The 15,414-nt window shown below is 66.2% G+C and carries 13 protein-coding genes; 7 read left to right on the top strand and 6 right to left on the bottom strand.

All coding sequences use genetic code 11. The features are described from left to right. The first annotated feature begins 118 nt into the window (after nucleotides 1-118). Nucleotides 119-1,576, top strand: a complete 1,458-nt coding sequence (locus WBG56_RS09515) for an aldehyde dehydrogenase family protein (protein WP_424267616.1) — start codon at nucleotides 119-121, stop codon at nucleotides 1,574-1,576. A 79-nt stretch (nucleotides 1,577-1,655) separates the two neighbouring features. Further along, complete coding sequence (locus WBG56_RS09520) at nucleotides 1,656-2,414, top strand: SDR family oxidoreductase (protein ID WP_424267618.1); 759 nt, start codon at nucleotides 1,656-1,658, stop codon at nucleotides 2,412-2,414. Between the two features lie 27 nt (nucleotides 2,415-2,441). Here WBG56_RS09520 and ilvB read toward each other — a convergent pair whose 3' ends face one another. Next, nucleotides 2,442-4,199 (bottom strand): biosynthetic-type acetolactate synthase large subunit, encoded by a 1,758-nt coding sequence (gene ilvB / locus WBG56_RS09525; protein ID WP_424267866.1) that lies wholly within the window; start codon nucleotides 4,197-4,199, stop codon nucleotides 2,442-2,444. Nucleotides 4,200-4,494: 295 nt separating this feature from the next. Here ilvB and WBG56_RS09530 point away from each other — a divergent pair, with 295 nt between their 5' ends. From WBG56_RS09530 to WBG56_RS09550, 5 genes are all read left to right on the top strand, one after another. Next, nucleotides 4,495-5,022 carry a TRAP transporter small permease gene (locus WBG56_RS09530; protein ID WP_424267620.1) on the top strand — a complete coding sequence of 176 codons (528 nt, stop codon included), beginning with the start codon at nucleotides 4,495-4,497 and terminating at the stop codon, nucleotides 5,020-5,022. Further along, nucleotides 5,019-6,317 (top strand): TRAP transporter large permease, encoded by a 1,299-nt coding sequence (locus tag WBG56_RS09535; RefSeq protein ID WP_424267622.1) that lies wholly within the window; start codon nucleotides 5,019-5,021, stop codon nucleotides 6,315-6,317. Before WBG56_RS09530 ends, WBG56_RS09535 begins: the two co-directional genes overlap by 4 nt. Before the next feature lie 275 nt (nucleotides 6,318-6,592). Further along, the gene (locus WBG56_RS09540; protein WP_424267624.1) at nucleotides 6,593-7,618 is read left to right on the top strand and encodes a DctP family TRAP transporter solute-binding subunit; all 1,026 of its coding nucleotides are present in this window, start codon (nucleotides 6,593-6,595) and stop codon (nucleotides 7,616-7,618) included. Between the two features lie 526 nt (nucleotides 7,619-8,144). After that, on the top strand, nucleotides 8,145-8,897 hold the full coding sequence (locus WBG56_RS09545) for a TSUP family transporter (protein WP_424267626.1): 753 nt from the start codon (nucleotides 8,145-8,147) through the stop codon (nucleotides 8,895-8,897). A 132-nt stretch (nucleotides 8,898-9,029) separates the two neighbouring features. Then, nucleotides 9,030-9,893: an aldo/keto reductase gene (locus WBG56_RS09550; RefSeq protein ID WP_424267628.1), complete on the top strand. Its 864-nt coding sequence runs from the start codon at nucleotides 9,030-9,032 to the stop codon at nucleotides 9,891-9,893. 109 nt (nucleotides 9,894-10,002) lie between these two features. On the opposite strand, the gene WBG56_RS09555 is transcribed toward WBG56_RS09550, so the two are convergent. The 5 genes from WBG56_RS09555 to WBG56_RS09575 all read right to left on the bottom strand — a co-directional run bounded on the left by WBG56_RS09555 (nucleotide 10,003) and on the right by WBG56_RS09575 (nucleotide 15,362). After that, the gene (locus tag WBG56_RS09555) at nucleotides 10,003-10,551 is read right to left on the bottom strand and encodes a YaeQ family protein (RefSeq protein WP_424267630.1); all 549 of its coding nucleotides are present in this window, start codon (nucleotides 10,549-10,551) and stop codon (nucleotides 10,003-10,005) included. Nucleotides 10,552-10,553: 2 nt separating this feature from the next. Beyond that, entirely contained in the window at nucleotides 10,554-12,038 is a 1,485-nt protein-coding gene (locus tag WBG56_RS09560; RefSeq protein WP_424267632.1) for an AMP nucleosidase, read from the bottom strand. Nucleotides 12,039-12,120: 82 nt separating this feature from the next. Then, nucleotides 12,121-13,227, bottom strand: a complete 1,107-nt coding sequence (locus WBG56_RS09565) for an NAD(P)/FAD-dependent oxidoreductase (protein WP_424267634.1) — start codon at nucleotides 13,225-13,227, stop codon at nucleotides 12,121-12,123. A gap of 5 nt (nucleotides 13,228-13,232) precedes the next feature. Next, the gene (locus tag WBG56_RS09570) at nucleotides 13,233-13,919 is read right to left on the bottom strand and encodes a GntR family transcriptional regulator (RefSeq protein WP_424267636.1); all 687 of its coding nucleotides are present in this window, start codon (nucleotides 13,917-13,919) and stop codon (nucleotides 13,233-13,235) included. A gap of 27 nt (nucleotides 13,920-13,946) precedes the next feature. Beyond that, complete coding sequence (locus WBG56_RS09575; RefSeq protein WP_424267638.1) at nucleotides 13,947-15,362, bottom strand: amidase; 1,416 nt, start codon at nucleotides 15,360-15,362, stop codon at nucleotides 13,947-13,949. Between the last annotated feature and the right edge of the window lie 52 nt (nucleotides 15,363-15,414).

The raw sequence follows: 15,414 nt of genomic DNA on the forward strand, positions 1-15,414 counted from the left end.
GGGCGACTGTTCCCGCACTACCGCATGGCCCAAAAATCCGCTAGGCTAGAGCCATGGCCGCAGACCCGCACCGGGGCCGCCGCCCGCGCATCTGATCCTTCTTTCACGGAATGCCGCCATGCCCGCTCATCACTTCATCGCCAACGCCCCGGCCCCCGCCACCGACGGGCAGACCATCCCGGTCATCGATCCTTCGGACGGGCTGGTCTACGATCAGGTCGCGCGAGGCACGGCGGACGACATCGACCGCGCGGTTCGGGCTGCGCACACCGCCATGGGAGAGCACCTGGACGGCCCATGGGCGCGTACTTGCGCCCGCGACCGGGGGCGGCTGCTGGCCGATTGGGGCCGCGCCGTGCTGGAGCACGCCGACGAACTGGCCGGCATCGAGGCCCGCGACACCGGCAAGACGCTGCATACCGCCCGCAACGACGTGCTGGCCCTGGCCCGCTATTTCGAGTTCTACGCCGGGGCCTGCGACAAGCTGCACGGCGACACCCTGCCCTATGAAACCGGCTATACGGTCATGACCGTGCGCGAACCCCACGGCGTGACGGGCCACATCATCCCCTGGAACTACCCCGTGCAGATCTTCGGGCGCAGCGTGGGGGCCTCCCTGGCGGCGGGCAACGCCTGCGTGGTGAAACCCGCCGAAGACGCCAGCCTGTCCACCCTGTACCTGGCGGAACTGGCCGCCCGCACCGGCTTTCCGGCCGGGGCGCTGAACGTCGTCACCGGCTACGGGCACGAGGCGGGCGCCGCCCTCTGCGCCCATCCCGGCATCCATCACATTTCCTTTACCGGTTCCACCGTGACCGGGCAGCGCGTGGCGGAAGCCGCCGCCCGCCACCACTGTCCGGCGGTCCTGGAACTGGGCGGCAAATCGCCGCAGATCGTCTTTGACGACGCCGACCTGAACGCCGCCCTGCCCGTCATCGTCAACGCCATCATCCAGAACAGCGGCCAGACCTGTTCCGCCGGCAGCCGTCTGCTGGTGCAGGAAGGCTGCTACGAAACCCTGTTGTCCCGCCTGGCGGAACGCTTCCGCAGCCTGCGGGCGGGGCCGGCCTCCAGCAGCCCAGACCTGGGGCCGCTGGTGAATCAGAAGCAGTTCGAGCGCGTCCGCCAGATCCTGGCCGCCGCCCAGGCGGAAGGCCTGACCGAGGCCGCCCGAGGCCAGATCGCGCCAGGCGCCCCGGCCCAGGGCTATTACCAGGCTCCCGTGCTGTTTCGGGACGTCCCCCGGGACAGCACGCTGGTGCAGGAAGAAATCTTCGGGCCGATCCTGGTCGCGCAGTCCTTCCGCACCGAATCCGAGGCCCTGGCGCTGGCCAACGACACCCCCTACGGTCTGGTCGCGGGGGTCTGGACGCGCGACGGGGCCCGCCAGCTACGGCTGGCGCGGCAACTGCGCTGCGGTCAGGTGTTCATCAACAATTACGGCGCCGGCGGCGGCGTGGAACTACCGTTCGGCGGGGTCAAATCCAGCGGCTACGGCCGGGAAAAAGGCTTCGAGGCCCTGCTGGGGTTTACCGCCCTGAAAACCATCGCCATCCGCCACGGCGTGGTCGAATAGGCCGCCACTCATTGCAACCGGGCAGCCCCGGCGCGTGCGCCTGGGCCGCCACCCTATGGACACCCCCCAAGGAGACACCATGCGCCTGGATCAGAAAACCGCCATCGTGACCGGAGCCGGATCCGGATTCGGGCGCGGCATCGCCACCACTTTCGCCCGCGAAGGCGCCCGGGTCATCGTCGCCGACATCAATGATCGCGCCGGCCAGGAAACGGTCGAACTGATCCGCGCCGATCAGGGCCAGGCCCAGTTCGTCCACGTGGACGTGGCCAGCGCCGCCAGCATGCGGGATCTGTTGACGACGACCCTGGGCCACTACGACGGCGTGGACATCGTGGTCAACAATGCCGGCGCCACTCACCGCAACCGGCCCATGCTGGAAGTCCCGGAAGCGGAATTCGACCGCATCTACGCCATCAACGTCAAAAGCATATTCCTGAGCGCCCAGACCTTCGTTCCGCATTTCCGCCAGCGCGGCGGCGGCGTCTTCGTGAACATCGCATCCACCGCGGCCATCCGGCCGCGTCCAGGCCTGACCTGGTACAACGGCACCAAGGGCGCTGTCGTCACTACCAGCCGGTCCATGGCGGCCGAACTGGGGCCTGACCGCATCCGCGTCAATTGCGTCAATCCGGTGGTCGGCGCCACAGGGCTGCTGGGCGAATTCATGGGTGTGCCGGACACCCCCGAAAACCGGGCCAAATTCACGGCCGGCATCCCCCTGGGGCGGTTTTCCACCCCCGAAGACGTGGCCAATGCCTGCCTGTATCTGGCCTCGGACGAGGCCTCGTTCATCACGGGCGCCTGCCTGGAAGTGGACGGCGGGCGCTGCGTATAAAGGCCCGGACGGCCCGGCAGAGCGACCTTATTCTTCCACGTACCAGGTGTCTTCGGACAGCATGACCTGCTGGTGGCCGTAGCCGGCCGGCATCATGGGAAAGCAGTTCTGCAGCGGCACGACGGCGACGTCCAGGAAGTACGGCCCGTCGTGCGCCATGCAGGCCGCCAGCGCCGCATCCAGGTCGCGTGGATGGTCTACCCGGGCGGCGCCCCAGCCAAAGGCCTTGGCCAGGGCGACGAAATCGGGAATCGAGGCGTTATAGCTGTGGCTGTAGCGCCCTTCGTGAATGAGTTCCTGCCACTGGCGCACCATGCCCATGTGGCCGTTGTTGCACAGGACCAGTTTCACCGGCGCCCGATGCTGCATGGCGGTGGCCAGTTCCTGGATGTTCATCAGCACCGAGGCATCCCCGCTGATGCAGACCACGGGCTTGTCCGGATGAGCAACCTGCGCCCCGATGGCCGCCGGCAGACCGTAGCCCATGGTGCCCGCCCCGCCCGAGGTCAACCAACGATTCGGGCGATCCAGCTGGATGTACTGCGCCGCCCACATCTGGTGCTGGCCCACGTCGGTGGACACGACCGCGTCGCGCCCCGCCAGCAGGCGGTTGACACGCTGCATCAGGTCCTGGGGCAGGATCACGTCGTCGGACGGCTCGACCCGCAGGCAGTCGCGGGCCTGCCAGACCCCGATGCGCTGCCACCATTCATCCAGGCGCGCGGATTCCAGCGGGTAGCGGCCCAATTCCTTGTGCAAAGCGCGCAACAGGGGATAGCAATCGCCCACCAGCGCCACATCGGCGCGCACGACCTTGTTGATGGACGCCGGATCGATGTCCAGATGGATTTTGTCGGCGTGCGGGCAGAAGTCCGACAGGCGCCCGGTAATGCGGTCATCGAACCGCGCCCCCACGCAGATGATCAGGTCGGCGTGGTGCATGGCCAGATTGGCCTGCAGCGTGCCATGCATGCCCAGCATGCCCAGGAACTGCGCGTCGCCGGCCGGATAGGCGCCCAGTCCCATCAGGGTCAGCGTGCAAGGGGCTCCGGCTTCCTGCACCAGGGACCGGAAGGCATGGCAGGCGTCCACACCGGAATTGATCAGGCCGCCCCCCCCATAGAATACCGGCCGGCGGGCCTTGGCGATCAGGGCGGCGGCCCGCTTGATGGCAGCCTCGGTGGCGGGCGACAAGGTCTCCACGCCCGCATCAGGTTCGGCCTCCGGCGCCGTATGGTCCGGCGGCACCAAAGCCATCTGCAGATCTTTGGGGAAATCCAGCAGGACCGGCCCGGGGCGTCCTGATTTCGTCAGGCGCAGGGCCTTGGCCGCCAGGTCGGCCACATCCTCGATGCGCCGCACCTGGGCATTCCATTTGGTGACCGGGCGGGAAATACCCACCGCATCGCACTCCTGGAAGGCATCGGTGCCGATGGCGCTGGTGGCCACCTGACCGCTGATGCACAGCACGGGGATGGAGTCGCACAGCGCATCCAGCAATCCCGTGGTGGTATTGGACATGCCCGGCCCGGAGGTTACGAAGACCACGCCCGGACGCCCGGTGGACCGCGCGTAACCCTCGGCGGCATGCATGGCCGCCTGTTCGTGGCGCACCAGCACGTGGTGGATGCGCGGTTCCGCATACAGCGCGTCGTACAGCGGCAGCACCGCCCCGCCGGGGTAGCCGAAGACCGTGTCCACCCCCAGGGAAATCAGCGTATCCAGCAAGACCTCCGCGCCATTGCGGCCGGCGGCGGATCGGGGAGCGGGGGCGGTAGCGTGCAGGGGCGCAGGGCTTGGAGCATTCACGAGAGGGCCTGAACGAAAGAATCGGGAACAATCTTCGAGTGTATCCCTTTTCATGCGCCGGCCCGCCGCCCGCCCAGGTTCTGTACACTCTAGGCCCTGCATGGCATGGCCTACCCCGCCATCCCTCCGACAGACCGGCACCACGGGATGTCCCGGACTGGCAAACCCGCCATTCCGCTGTAGGATGCAGAGGTATCTGTGATCCAGACAACCTGGCGACGCGCCATTGCGCGTCGCGGCTTGTTCGACTTCCATCACATCCTCTGATCTCATGCCCGACGATCCCGTACCCGTCCCGTCCTCTTTCTCTCCCGACACGGCGCCGGCCGACCCGCCCACCCGCATTTCCCTGCGCTTCGAAGACTGGCTCACGGTGCTCAGCCTGGGCGCGCTGGCCTGCATCACGATGGCCAACGTGATCGTGCGCTACCTGACCGATGAATCTTTCGCCTGGACCGAGGAAATCTCCATTTTCCTGCTGGTGGTGCTGACCATGAGCGCGGGATCTTCCGCCTTCGTGCGCCGCCTGCACATCCGCATCGAACTGCTGGCCGATGGCGGCTCACCCGCCCGCCAGCGGCGTTTCGCCTTGGCCACGGACAGTATCTGCCTGCTGTTTTTCACCGGACTGACCGTCATGCTGGGGCGCATGGCCCTGGACGAGTTCAACTGGGGCGACACATCGCCGGCCATCGGCGTGCCGACATGGTGGTATTCGATGTGGCTGCCGTTCCTGTCCGCCATCATCACCCTGCGCCTGGCGGGCATGGTGCGCCGCACCTGGGAAACCATCCGATGATCGCCACCCTGTTGTTCGCGCTGTTCGTCATCCTGATGGCGGTGGGCGTGCCGGTGGGCGTCGCCCTGGGTGGCGCCGGCACCCTGGCCATCGCGCTGGCCAACCCCGACACCCACTGGTTCGGCCTGATGGCGGTGTCGCAAAGCTTCTACGCGGGGCTGGCCAAATACCCCCTGCTGGCCATCCCCATGTTCGTGCTGGTGGGCTCGATTTTCGACCGGTCGGGCGTGGCCGCGCGCCTGGTGCGCCTGGCGCAGTCGATCACCGGCAACGGCCCCGGCATGCTGGCCCTGGTGGCCATCACCGTGGCCATGTTCCTGGGCGGGATCTCCGGGTCCGGCCCGGCCTGCGCCGCCGCCGTGGGCGCCATCATGATCGGCGCCATGAACCGCGCCGGCTACCCGCCCGCTTATTCGGCCAGCGTGGTCGCGGCCGGCGCCGCCACCGATATCCTGATCCCGCCGTCGATCGCCATGATCGTGTATTCGGTGCTGGTGCCGCAGGCGTCCGTCCCGGCGCTGTTCGCCGCCGGCATGCTGCCCGGCATCCTGGCCGGCATCGGGCTGATCATTCCTTCCGTCTGGCTGGCGCGGCGCCACAACATGGGGGCCGCAGCCCGCAGGGAACCGCGCCCGCCCTTCTGGCGCAGCCTGTTCGAGGCCATCCCCGGCCTGGCGGCCCCGGTCATCATCCTAGGCGGCATGCGCATGGGCTATTTCACGCCCACGGAAGCCGCCGTGGTCGCCGTGTTCTACGGGCTGTTCATCGGCACGTTCATCCATCGGACCATGCACTGGCGCGATCTGTTCCCGATCCTCCGCGAGGCGGGCGAGCTGTCGGCGGTCATCATGATGATCGTGACGCTGGCGGGGATTTTCGCCTGGTCGCTGTCCACGCTGTCGATCATCGACCCGATCACCAACGCGATCGTGCATTCGGGGTTGGGGCAGTACGGGGTGCTGACGCTGCTGATTCTGCTGCTGATCGTGGCGGGCATGTTCCTGGACGGCATTTCGATCTTCCTGATCTTCGTGCCGCTGATCCAGCCGGTGGCCATGGCGTTCCAGTGGGATCTGGTCTGGCTGGGGGTGGTGCTGACGCTGATGGTGGCTGTGGGGCAATTCACGCCGCCTGTGGCCGTCAATCTGATGGTGTCCAGCAAGATCGCCCGGATTCCGATGGAAAGCACGGTGCCGTGGGTGCTGTGGCTGGTCGGCGGCATGCTGTGCACCCTGGTTCTGGTCGTGCTGTTCCCGCAGATTGCGCTGTGGCTGCCGCATTATCTGGGGTATTGATTTCACGGGGACCAATGCGCACGGGTTGGAACATCTCGCAGGAACGTGCAGGGGGCCGGGGGCACAGGTCGCGACTCGGCGGCTGCGCCGGAAGTGGACGAGTAAGCTCCAACAGTGCCCCCGGCCCCCTGCACGTTCCTGCCGACGAAGAGACATGCGGTGTACCCCGGAAATCGCGGCGGCCGCTTCGCTCTGGCGGGGAACGTAAATCAGAGACACGGATATCATGAATGGTCCGGGAGGACCGCGGATTTTTCAGGAGAGGAGAACCAACCATGCATTTCACACGACTGATCGGCGCCGCCGCCCTGGCCGTCACGGCCCTGGCCACGACGCTGCCGGCCCAGGCGGCCGACTACAAATCGGAATACAAGCTGTCCATCGTGGTGGGCACGAATTTCCCCTGGGGCCAGGGGGCGGTGATCTGGTCCGACCTGGTGCGCCAGCGCACCGACGGGCGCATCAACATCAAGGTCTACCCGGGCACGTCGCTGGTGCAGGGCGACCAGACGCGCGAATTCACGGCCATCCGCCAGGGTGTGATCGACATGGCCATCGGGTCCACGATCAACTGGTCTCCGCAGGTCAAGGAACTGAACATCTTTTCCCTGCCGTTCCTGATGCCGGACTACCCGGCCATCGACGCGCTGACGCAGGGCAAGGTCGGCGAGCAACTGTTCGACATCCTGTCGAAAAAGGGCGTGGTGCCGCTGGCCTGGGGTGAAAATGGCTACCGCCAGTTGTCCAATTCGGTGCGTGAAGTCAAATCCCCGGACGACATCAAAGGGATGAAGCTGCGCGTGGTGGGTTCGCCGCTTTACATCGACACGTTCACGGCGCTGGGCGCCAACCCGACGCAAATGAGCTGGGCCGACGCCCAGCCGGCCCTGGCCAGCGGCGCGGTGGACGGCCAGGAAAATCCCCTGTCGATCTATGCGGGGGCCAAGCTGTACGACGTGGGCCAGAAGTTCCTCAGCCTGTGGAACTATGTGGCTGACCCGCTGGTGTTCGTGGTGAACAAGGATGTCTGGGCATCCTGGTCGCCGGCGGATCAGAAGATCGTGCGCGAAGCCGCCATCGAGGCCGGCCGTCAGGAACTCGTGATCGCCCGCAAAGGCGTGACGAACACGGACGATTCCCTGCTGAAGGAAATCGAGGGTCACGGGGTGAAGGTGACGGTGCTGTCGCCGGAGCAGATCGGCGTGTTCGCGAAGACGACACAGCCGGTGTTCGACAAGTGGGCGAAACAGATCGGTCCCGATCTGGTGAAGCAGGCGCAAGCAGACATCGCGAAGCGCTGATCCCGATCGGGGCGGCATGTTCCGGCGGCGCATAGCCCTGCCGGAACATGCCGCCCCATTCCTTTGATGCCGGGAGTCCCGCTGCTGAGAGGGCGGGAGGGGACATGCCCCTTCAGGAGGTTTACTTGGAGCCCGCCGACCGGAAGGCCATCAGCGGGGAGGCAAGTGAGCCACTGTTTGAGCGGGACGCTTGCGGCCAGTCCGGGGGACTGGCCGCCCCGCGAGTTTGGCGAACGCCCCGATGACGGCCTGAAGGGAGGGCAGTCCCGGCAAAGCCGGGACCGGGCGACGTAAACCGGATGAAGGGGGTATGCCCCCGCCCGCCCGGGTTCTTGAGAAGACCGCCCCGACACAGCCCAGCCCGCGACAGATTCCGCTTCCCCCCGATTTTCAGCAAGCCAAACACCAGACACCCGCGTATGATGTGACCGCCTGATCACACGGCCCGGTCATCTGCTGACGCCAGCATGCTGGCGTTGCACCGCACCGGCGGCTCTCCCCTTCACGGGTTTTTCATCCGGCCATCATGGAAATCACCTTCGACGTCGTCGCCCTGCTGTTCATTGTCGCCCTGGTCGCGGGCACCATCGATGCCATTGCGGGCGGCGGCGGACTGATCACGATCCCCGCGCTGCTGGCCGTCGGACTGCCGCCGGGAGCGGCGATCGCCACCAACAAGATCGGCGGGATTGCCGGGTCCACGGCGGCGACCCTGCACTTCCTGCGCATGCGGCAGATCGACCTGAAGCGCAGCCGGTGGATGATGCTGGGAACGTTCCTGGGGTCGCTGGCGGGCGGCATCGCGCTGACGCGAGTCGACAGCAGCATCCTGAAGCAGGTCATCCCCGTGCTGCTGATCGGCTTCGCCCTGTACTTTCTGCTGTCGCCCAGGGTCGGGGCGCAGGATCGGACACAACGCATCACGGTCGCCCTCTATGCCGCCACCCTGGCGCCGCTGATCGGCTTCTACGACGGATTCTTCGGGCCCGGCACCGGCACGTTCCTGGCGATTTCCTTCGTGACGCTGCTGGGCATGAACCTGGTCAAAGCCACGGCGCACGCCAAGCTGCTGAACCTGTGCAGCAATCTGGCGGCGGTGATCTTCTTCGCCCTGCACGGCAACATCGTCTGGGCCTATGGCCTGCCGATGCTGGCCGGACAATGGGTGGGCGGCACCATCGGCGCCCGGCTGGTGGTGACCCGCGGCCATCAACTGATCCGCGTCCTGATGGTGACGATGGCGATCATCGTGTCGGTGAAGATGATCCTGGACCAGTAGCCGGCGCGACGCCCGCACGGCAAAGCCCGCTTCATCCCCCACGGTCGCGGGCCGGAGACCGCCTGTGGCGTCTCGGCGAGCACCGTCCTATCATGATCCTTTCGGCAGACGATTCATGATCAGGTGGTTCCCATGTCCACGATACCCGACGCAGCCGCATCCGGCACATTCCTGATTGGCGGCGACATCCCCATCCACCGCCTGGGCTACGGCGCGATGCGCATCACCGGCCCCGGCATCTGGGGGGCGCCGACGGACCCGGCGGCCGCCCTGGCCACCCTGCGGCGCCTGCCCGAACTGGGCGTGAATTTCATCGACACGGCCGACAGCTACGGGCCGTTCGTCAGCGAAGACCTGATCCGCGAGGCCCTGCACCCCTACACAGGATTATTGATCGCCACCAAGGGCGGACTGCTGCGCCACGGCCCGGACCAGTGGGTGCCGCTGGGAGATCCCGGCTATCTGCGCCAGTGCGTGCTGATGAGCCTGCGCCGTCTGGGGGTAGAGCGCATCGACCTGTGGCAACTGCACCGTCTGGACCACGGCGCATCGCGCCAGGCGCAGTTGCAGGCGATTGCCGACATGCGCAAGGAAGGCCTGATCCGCCACGTGGGCCTGAGCGAGGTCCACCCGGCCGACATAGAGGAAGCCCAACGGTATTTCCCCGTCGCCACCGTCCAGAACCAGTACAACCTGGGCGAACGCAAAAGCGAGGCGGTGCTGGACTACTGCGCCAAACACAATATCGGCTTCATTCCCTGGTATCCGCTGAATGCCGGCCGCCTGGCCCAACCTGGATCGAAACTGGCGGACATCGCCCGGCAGCATGGCGTCACGACCAGCGCCATCGCCCTGGCCTGGCTGCTGAAACGGTCGCCCGTGATGCTGCCGATTCCCGGGACCGGCAGCCCCGACCATCTGGCCCAGAACGTGGCGGGCGCCCAGGTGGTCTTGAGCGATCAGGAATTCGAAACGCTGGACCGGGCGGCCGTCTGATCCGGCGCGTCCGCCCCTGCCGGACAGCCGGACCGATCATCCCTTGCAAGCGCCGGGGAGAACAGCCATCCGCCGGCGCTCGCCGGGCGAGGCCTGCCCCACACGCGGCTTATTCCGGTTCGCGCAGGCTGAGCACATCCAGGCTGACGTCGCCGCGTTCGCAGGACACCCAGGCGCTGCGGTCGGTGATGTTGATGCTCAGCGTCATGTTGCGGTCCGCCAACGCGGCCAGGGTTTTCGTGGCATCCGCATCCAGGGCGTAGACCCGCAAGTTGCCGGCGCGCGCGACCTTGTTGCGCACCCCCGCCCACCAGACGTCCACGCCGCGCCCATAGGCCAGGACCATGACCTGGCCGGCGCGACCGCAGGCCTTCAGCAGGCGGCGATCGTCGGGCAGGCCGATCTCGACCCACTGCTGCACGGCGCCCGTCAGGTCCAGATTCCACAGATCGGGTTCATCGGTATCGCTCAGGCCTCGCGTGAAGACCAGCCGCTCGTCGGCCTGCACCCACAAGGCATAGGCCAGCAGGCGCACCATCAGGCGCTCGTCGGTCTCGGACGGATGGCGCGCCACGGTGACGGCGTGGCTGCCGTAATAGCCGCGGTCGTTGTCCGCGACATTGAGTTCTGCTTTGTAGATGGTGGCGCGCAGGGCCATGATTATTTAAATGCCGTTTCGATGAAGCTGCGAAGTTTACGTGAATGCAGGCGTTCGCCGGGCATCTCGCGCAGGCGCTCCAGCGCCCGGATGCCGATGTGCAGATGCTGATTGACCTGGGTACGGTAGAAGGCGCTGGCCATGCCGGGCAACTTCAATTCGCCATGCAGGGGCTTGTCCGACACGCACAGCAGCGTGCCGTAGGGCACCCGGAAGCGGAAGCCGTTGGCGGCGATGGTGGCCGATTCCATGTCCAGGGCGATGGCCCGCGACTGCGACAGGCGCTGCACGGGCTCCTGCTGGTCGCGCAGTTCCCAGTTGCGGTTGTCGATGGTGGCGACCGTGCCGGTGCGCATGATCTTCTTCAGTTCCCAGCCCGACAGACCGGCGACCTCGGCCACGGCGTCTTCCAGGGCCACCTGGACTTCGGCCAGCGGCGGCACCGGCACCCACAGGGGCAAGTCATCGTCCAGTACGTGATCCTGGCGCACATAGCCATGGGCCAACACGTAATCGCCCAGGCGCTGGGTGGTGCGCAGCCCCGCGCAGTGACCCAGCATCAGCCAGGCCGACGGCCGCAGCACGGCCACATGGTCGGTGATGGTCTTGGCGTTGGACGGCCCCACCCCGATATTGATCAGCGTGATGCCGGTGTGACCCTCGCGCTTCAGGTGGTAGGTGGGCATCTGCGGAGTGAAGGCCAGCGGCGGGGCTTCCTGGGCAGCGGTTTCCTGCGTGACGATGTGATTGCCGGGTTCCACCAGCGCGGTATAGCCGCCCGCCCCGGTCGCCAGCGTGGCCCGCGCCCATTTCACGAATTCATCCACATAGAACTGATAGTTCGTGAACAGGACGAAATCCTGGAAATGCGTGGGCGACGTCCCTGTGTAATGCTGCAGGCGCTGCAGCGAATAATCGATGCGCGGCCCCGTGAAGGGCGCCAGCGGCCGAGGCTGGTTCGCGCGGCCGCGCCAGGTGCCGTTGACGATGGCATCGTCCGTGACCGCGAGGTCGGGCACATCGAAATGATCGCGCAGCGTATGGCCCGGGACTTCGGAGTATTCCCCCTGGGCATATTCGCCTTCCGGGAAGGCGAAATGCAAGGGGATGGGGAGATCCGACTCGCCGATTTCCACCGGCACCCGGTGATTGCGCAGCAACAGCCGCACCTGTTCGCGCAGGTAGTCGCGAAACAGCGCCGGGCGCGTCACCGTGGTCATGTAGACGCCGGGCTCGACCAGATGGCCATAGGACAGGCGGCTGTCCACGTCGGGGTAGGTGTTGATGCGGATGCGGATGGCCGGATAGCAGGCCCGCACGCGCTGGCCGACGTCCAGCGTGCCCGCGCCGTATTCCCGGAAGGCGTCGCGGATGAACGCGGTGTTGCGCTGATACAGGTGGATCAGTTGGTCAACGGCCGCATCGGCATCGTCGTAGCTGGCGAACGGGACCAGCGGCGGCAGCCGTGTCGGGCGTGGGGTATCCATGAATTTTTCCATGCGTCCGATTATGGCAGGTCTTTGTGACGCATGGAGGATGTGATGGCGGCCACATGTAGCCGGCCGCGACTCATCCGTGCAGTCTGGCGACCGCCTCATCCGCGATCGCCAGGGCCGACGTCAGGCCCGGCGATTCGATGCCATACAGATTGACCAGGCCGTCCACGCCATGATCGCGCGGCCCCTGGATGATGAAATCGGCATCCTCGCCGGTGGCCGTGGCGACCTTGGGACGTATCCCGGCGTAATCGGCATGCAGGGCATCATCGGGCAACCCGGGCCAGTACCGCCGGATCGACTCGTAGAAGCTCTTTGCGCGATCCGGATCCACGTCGTAGGCAATCTGGTCGATCCATTGCACATCCGGGCCGAATCGCGCCCTGCGCCCCAGATCCAGCGTCAGGTGGACGCCCAGCCCGCCTCCGACCGGGACCGGGTAGATCAAATGGGAAAAGGGCGACGCCGCGGACAGCGCGTAGTAATTGCCTTTTGCCAGCCGCATGGATGGAATCGAGGCCGTCGGCAGGCCATCGATCCCGGCGGCCAGCGCCGTGGCCTGCAGTCCGGCGCTATTGATCACATGCCGGGCGCGGATTTCCATGGGCTCGCCCCCCCCCACCTGCAGGACAATGCCGCCAGTCACGGCCTGCCCCGACAGCACGGGAGAACACAGCGCCAGCAGACCGCCGGCGGCCTCCAGGTCGCCCAGCAGCGCCTGCATCAGCGCGTGGCTGTCGATGATCCCTGTGGATGGCGACTTCAGCGCCACGACACAATGCAGGGCGGGTTCTTCCTGTCGCGCCTGACCGGCATCCAGCCACTGCAGATCATTGACGCCGTTGGCGGCCGCCCGGGCCGCCAGGGATTCCAGAGTGCCGCGCTGCCCGTCGACCGTGGCGACGATGAGCTTGCCGCACCGCCAATAAGGCACATTCCGCGCATCGCAATAGGCGTACAGCGCCTGGCGGCCCTGGACGCACAATCGTGCCTTCAACGAACCCGGCGGGTAGTAGATGCCGGCATGGATAACCTCGCTGTTGCGCGCGCTGGTGCCCGTGCCGATGGCGGATTCCGCCTCCAGCAGAATGGTTTCGTGACCGGCCTGCGCGCAGGCGCGCGCCACGGCCAGCCCTACCACTCCGGCCCCCACCACGACGCAATCGACTTCTTCCAGCATCAAGATCAATCCGTCAGTTGAGCATGCGACAGCGCCCGATCCGCATGCAGGACCTCCCAGCGATGCCGCGTGGGTTGCATGTGATCCACCACGAGCCTGGCCAGCGTGTCGCGGTCCTGCCGCTCGATCGCCAGGATCATCGCACCGTGTTCTTCCACCGCCTGGCTCAGCCAGCCGGCATCGACGATGCCGTACGAGCGGATGGGGTTGGAAACCTCGGTATAAAAAGCAATCGCCTTGCACAGTTCCCGATTGCCGCACAGGGCGAATAAACGGTCGTGAAACTCATCATTGAGCTGGTGGATCAAGCCGCCGTCCGCCCCCGCCGCCACGGCTGCGGCATGCCGGTCATAGGTCGCCTTGAGCGCCGCCAGGCCATCGGCCGGAACGGGCTGCGGCATGATCCGCACGGCGTCGCGCTGCAGGAGTTCACGCATGTGATAGATCTCGCGCACCTCGTCCAGCGTGAAGTCCTTGACCCTGGCCGATCGGGACGGCGGCTTGGTGACCACCCGGCGCGAGACGAGTTCCTGGATCGCCGAACGCACGACATGGCGCTTGACCGAAAAACGCTCCATGAGCGCATCCTCGGTCAGTTCCTCGTTGGGGCGCAGCCGGCCGAAGATGATGTCGGCCTCCAGGTCCCTGATGACGGTACGTACGGTCGCCGAGCTGGCGGGTTGATGGTTCATTGCTTCAACGGCCTTGGCAATTGCTGTTCACGCCAATTGTGACAGATCAGGGGCCGATCCCACCCCGAAAACCTGCTCAATGGCAACCGCGATATCGAGCAGGGCCGAATCCGAGAACGGCGCCCCCACCAGCTGATAGCCGACCGGCAATTCACCGGCGCCCCGCTTCAATGGCATGGAAACGGCACATTGCCCCAGATAATTGGACGGCTGCGTGTTGCGCGTCATGCCCAGGGCATGCGTCATCGCGGTGTCCGGATCATCGAAATCATCCACGCAGGGGGGAACCAGGGCAGCCGTCGGGCAGCCGATCACATCGACCTCGGTGAAATAGCGCTTGGCCGCCTCGATATGATGCGCACGCCGGTCGCGCAGGCGCATGAAATCCACCGCATCCACACCGACCCCGGTCGCGACGCGCGCAGCAACCACCGGGTCGATCAACGCCCGGGATGCCTCGAAGGTGTCCTTGCCCATCATGGCCAGCAGCGACACCGGCATGGACTTCGGGAAATACTCCGCACGCTCGGCCGCTTCCGTGACGACCACGTCCTGGAACTTGCAGCCAGCGGACCGCAGCGCGTCATTGGCCAGACCGACGGCGGTCTCGACCTCGGGGGACAGGCCTTCATAGAAATAATTCGCAGGCCGACCGATGACGAGCGTGTCCAGGCGCACTTCCCTGGTCGAGTGCGGCGCACGCTGGCCAAACAGTTGTCTTTCCAGGGTATCGAAAGCGACCCTGGCATCCTTGGCCGAACGCGTCAGCAAACCGATGGTATCCACGCTGGGATCCAGCGGCACGGAGCCCGCCGTCGGCCAATGGCCAAAGGTCGTCTTGAGCCCGAAAATCCCGTTGAACGCGGCCGGCACTCTGACCGATCCGCCCGAGTCCGAACCGATGGCGAATACGCACAGGCCGGCGGCACAGGCCACGGCGGACCCCGAACTGGACCCGCCGGGGACACGGTGCCGCGTCGCATCCCAGGGATTCCAGGGCGTACCCAATGTCGAGGACACCCCTACGATACCCAGACACAGCTCAACCGCCTTCGTGGTCCCCAGGATGACCGCGCCGCAACGCCGCAGCGCATCGATGAATGGACCTTCCTGAGTACCGACGACGGGCGTCAGATCGAGACGCGACCCTGCTTTCGGGGCTGGATACCCCCGCATGACGAACACATCCTTGACTGCGACGGGAACCCCCATCAAGGGCCCCAGATCCACCCCCGCCGCCCACAACAGATCCATGGCCTTGGCCGATGCCAGCGCCTTTTCGGCATCCACGTTCTGGTATGCGCCCAGCTTCTTGTCCAGGGCTTCGATGCGCGCCAGATACGCCTGCGTCGCCGCCAGGGACGTGATCTTGCCACTGCGGAAATCCCGAGCAAAGCCGGTAAGCCCACCCTCGCCGGCAGGGTCTCGTGGAATGTTCATCATGGACAGCTCTCCAGAATATTCGGCGCCGCCCTGCAGGCGGCGTCTCGGTTTG

Source organism: Castellaniella sp., assembly GCF_049671645.1.
Taxonomy (GTDB): domain Bacteria; phylum Pseudomonadota; class Gammaproteobacteria; order Burkholderiales; family Burkholderiaceae_B; genus Castellaniella.

Excerpts from the sequence above, each read along its gene's own strand:
- WBG56_RS09570 (WP_424267636.1), bottom strand. The coding sequence starts at position 13,919 with ATGAACCATCAACCCGCCAGCTCGGCGACCGTACGTACCGTCATCAGG.
- WBG56_RS09515 (WP_424267616.1), top strand. The coding sequence starts at position 119 with ATGCCCGCTCATCACTTCATCGCCAACGCCCCGGCCCCCGCCACCGAC.
- WBG56_RS09520 (WP_424267618.1), top strand. The coding sequence starts at position 1,656 with ATGCGCCTGGATCAGAAAACCGCCATCGTGACCGGAGCCGGATCCGGA.
- WBG56_RS09540 (WP_424267624.1), top strand. The coding sequence starts at position 6,593 with ATGCATTTCACACGACTGATCGGCGCCGCCGCCCTGGCCGTCACGGCC.
- WBG56_RS09550 (WP_424267628.1), top strand. The coding sequence starts at position 9,030 with ATGTCCACGATACCCGACGCAGCCGCATCCGGCACATTCCTGATTGGC.
- WBG56_RS09535 (WP_424267622.1), top strand. The coding sequence starts at position 5,019 with ATGATCGCCACCCTGTTGTTCGCGCTGTTCGTCATCCTGATGGCGGTG.
- WBG56_RS09575 (WP_424267638.1), bottom strand. The coding sequence starts at position 15,362 with ATGATGAACATTCCACGAGACCCTGCCGGCGAGGGTGGGCTTACCGGC.
- WBG56_RS09530 (WP_424267620.1), top strand. The coding sequence starts at position 4,495 with ATGCCCGACGATCCCGTACCCGTCCCGTCCTCTTTCTCTCCCGACACG.
- WBG56_RS09545 (WP_424267626.1), top strand. The coding sequence starts at position 8,145 with ATGGAAATCACCTTCGACGTCGTCGCCCTGCTGTTCATTGTCGCCCTG.
- WBG56_RS09560 (WP_424267632.1), bottom strand. The coding sequence starts at position 12,038 with ATGGATACCCCACGCCCGACACGGCTGCCGCCGCTGGTCCCGTTCGCC.
- WBG56_RS09565 (WP_424267634.1), bottom strand. The coding sequence starts at position 13,227 with ATGCTGGAAGAAGTCGATTGCGTCGTGGTGGGGGCCGGAGTGGTAGGG.
- WBG56_RS09555 (WP_424267630.1), bottom strand. The coding sequence starts at position 10,551 with ATGGCCCTGCGCGCCACCATCTACAAAGCAGAACTCAATGTCGCGGAC.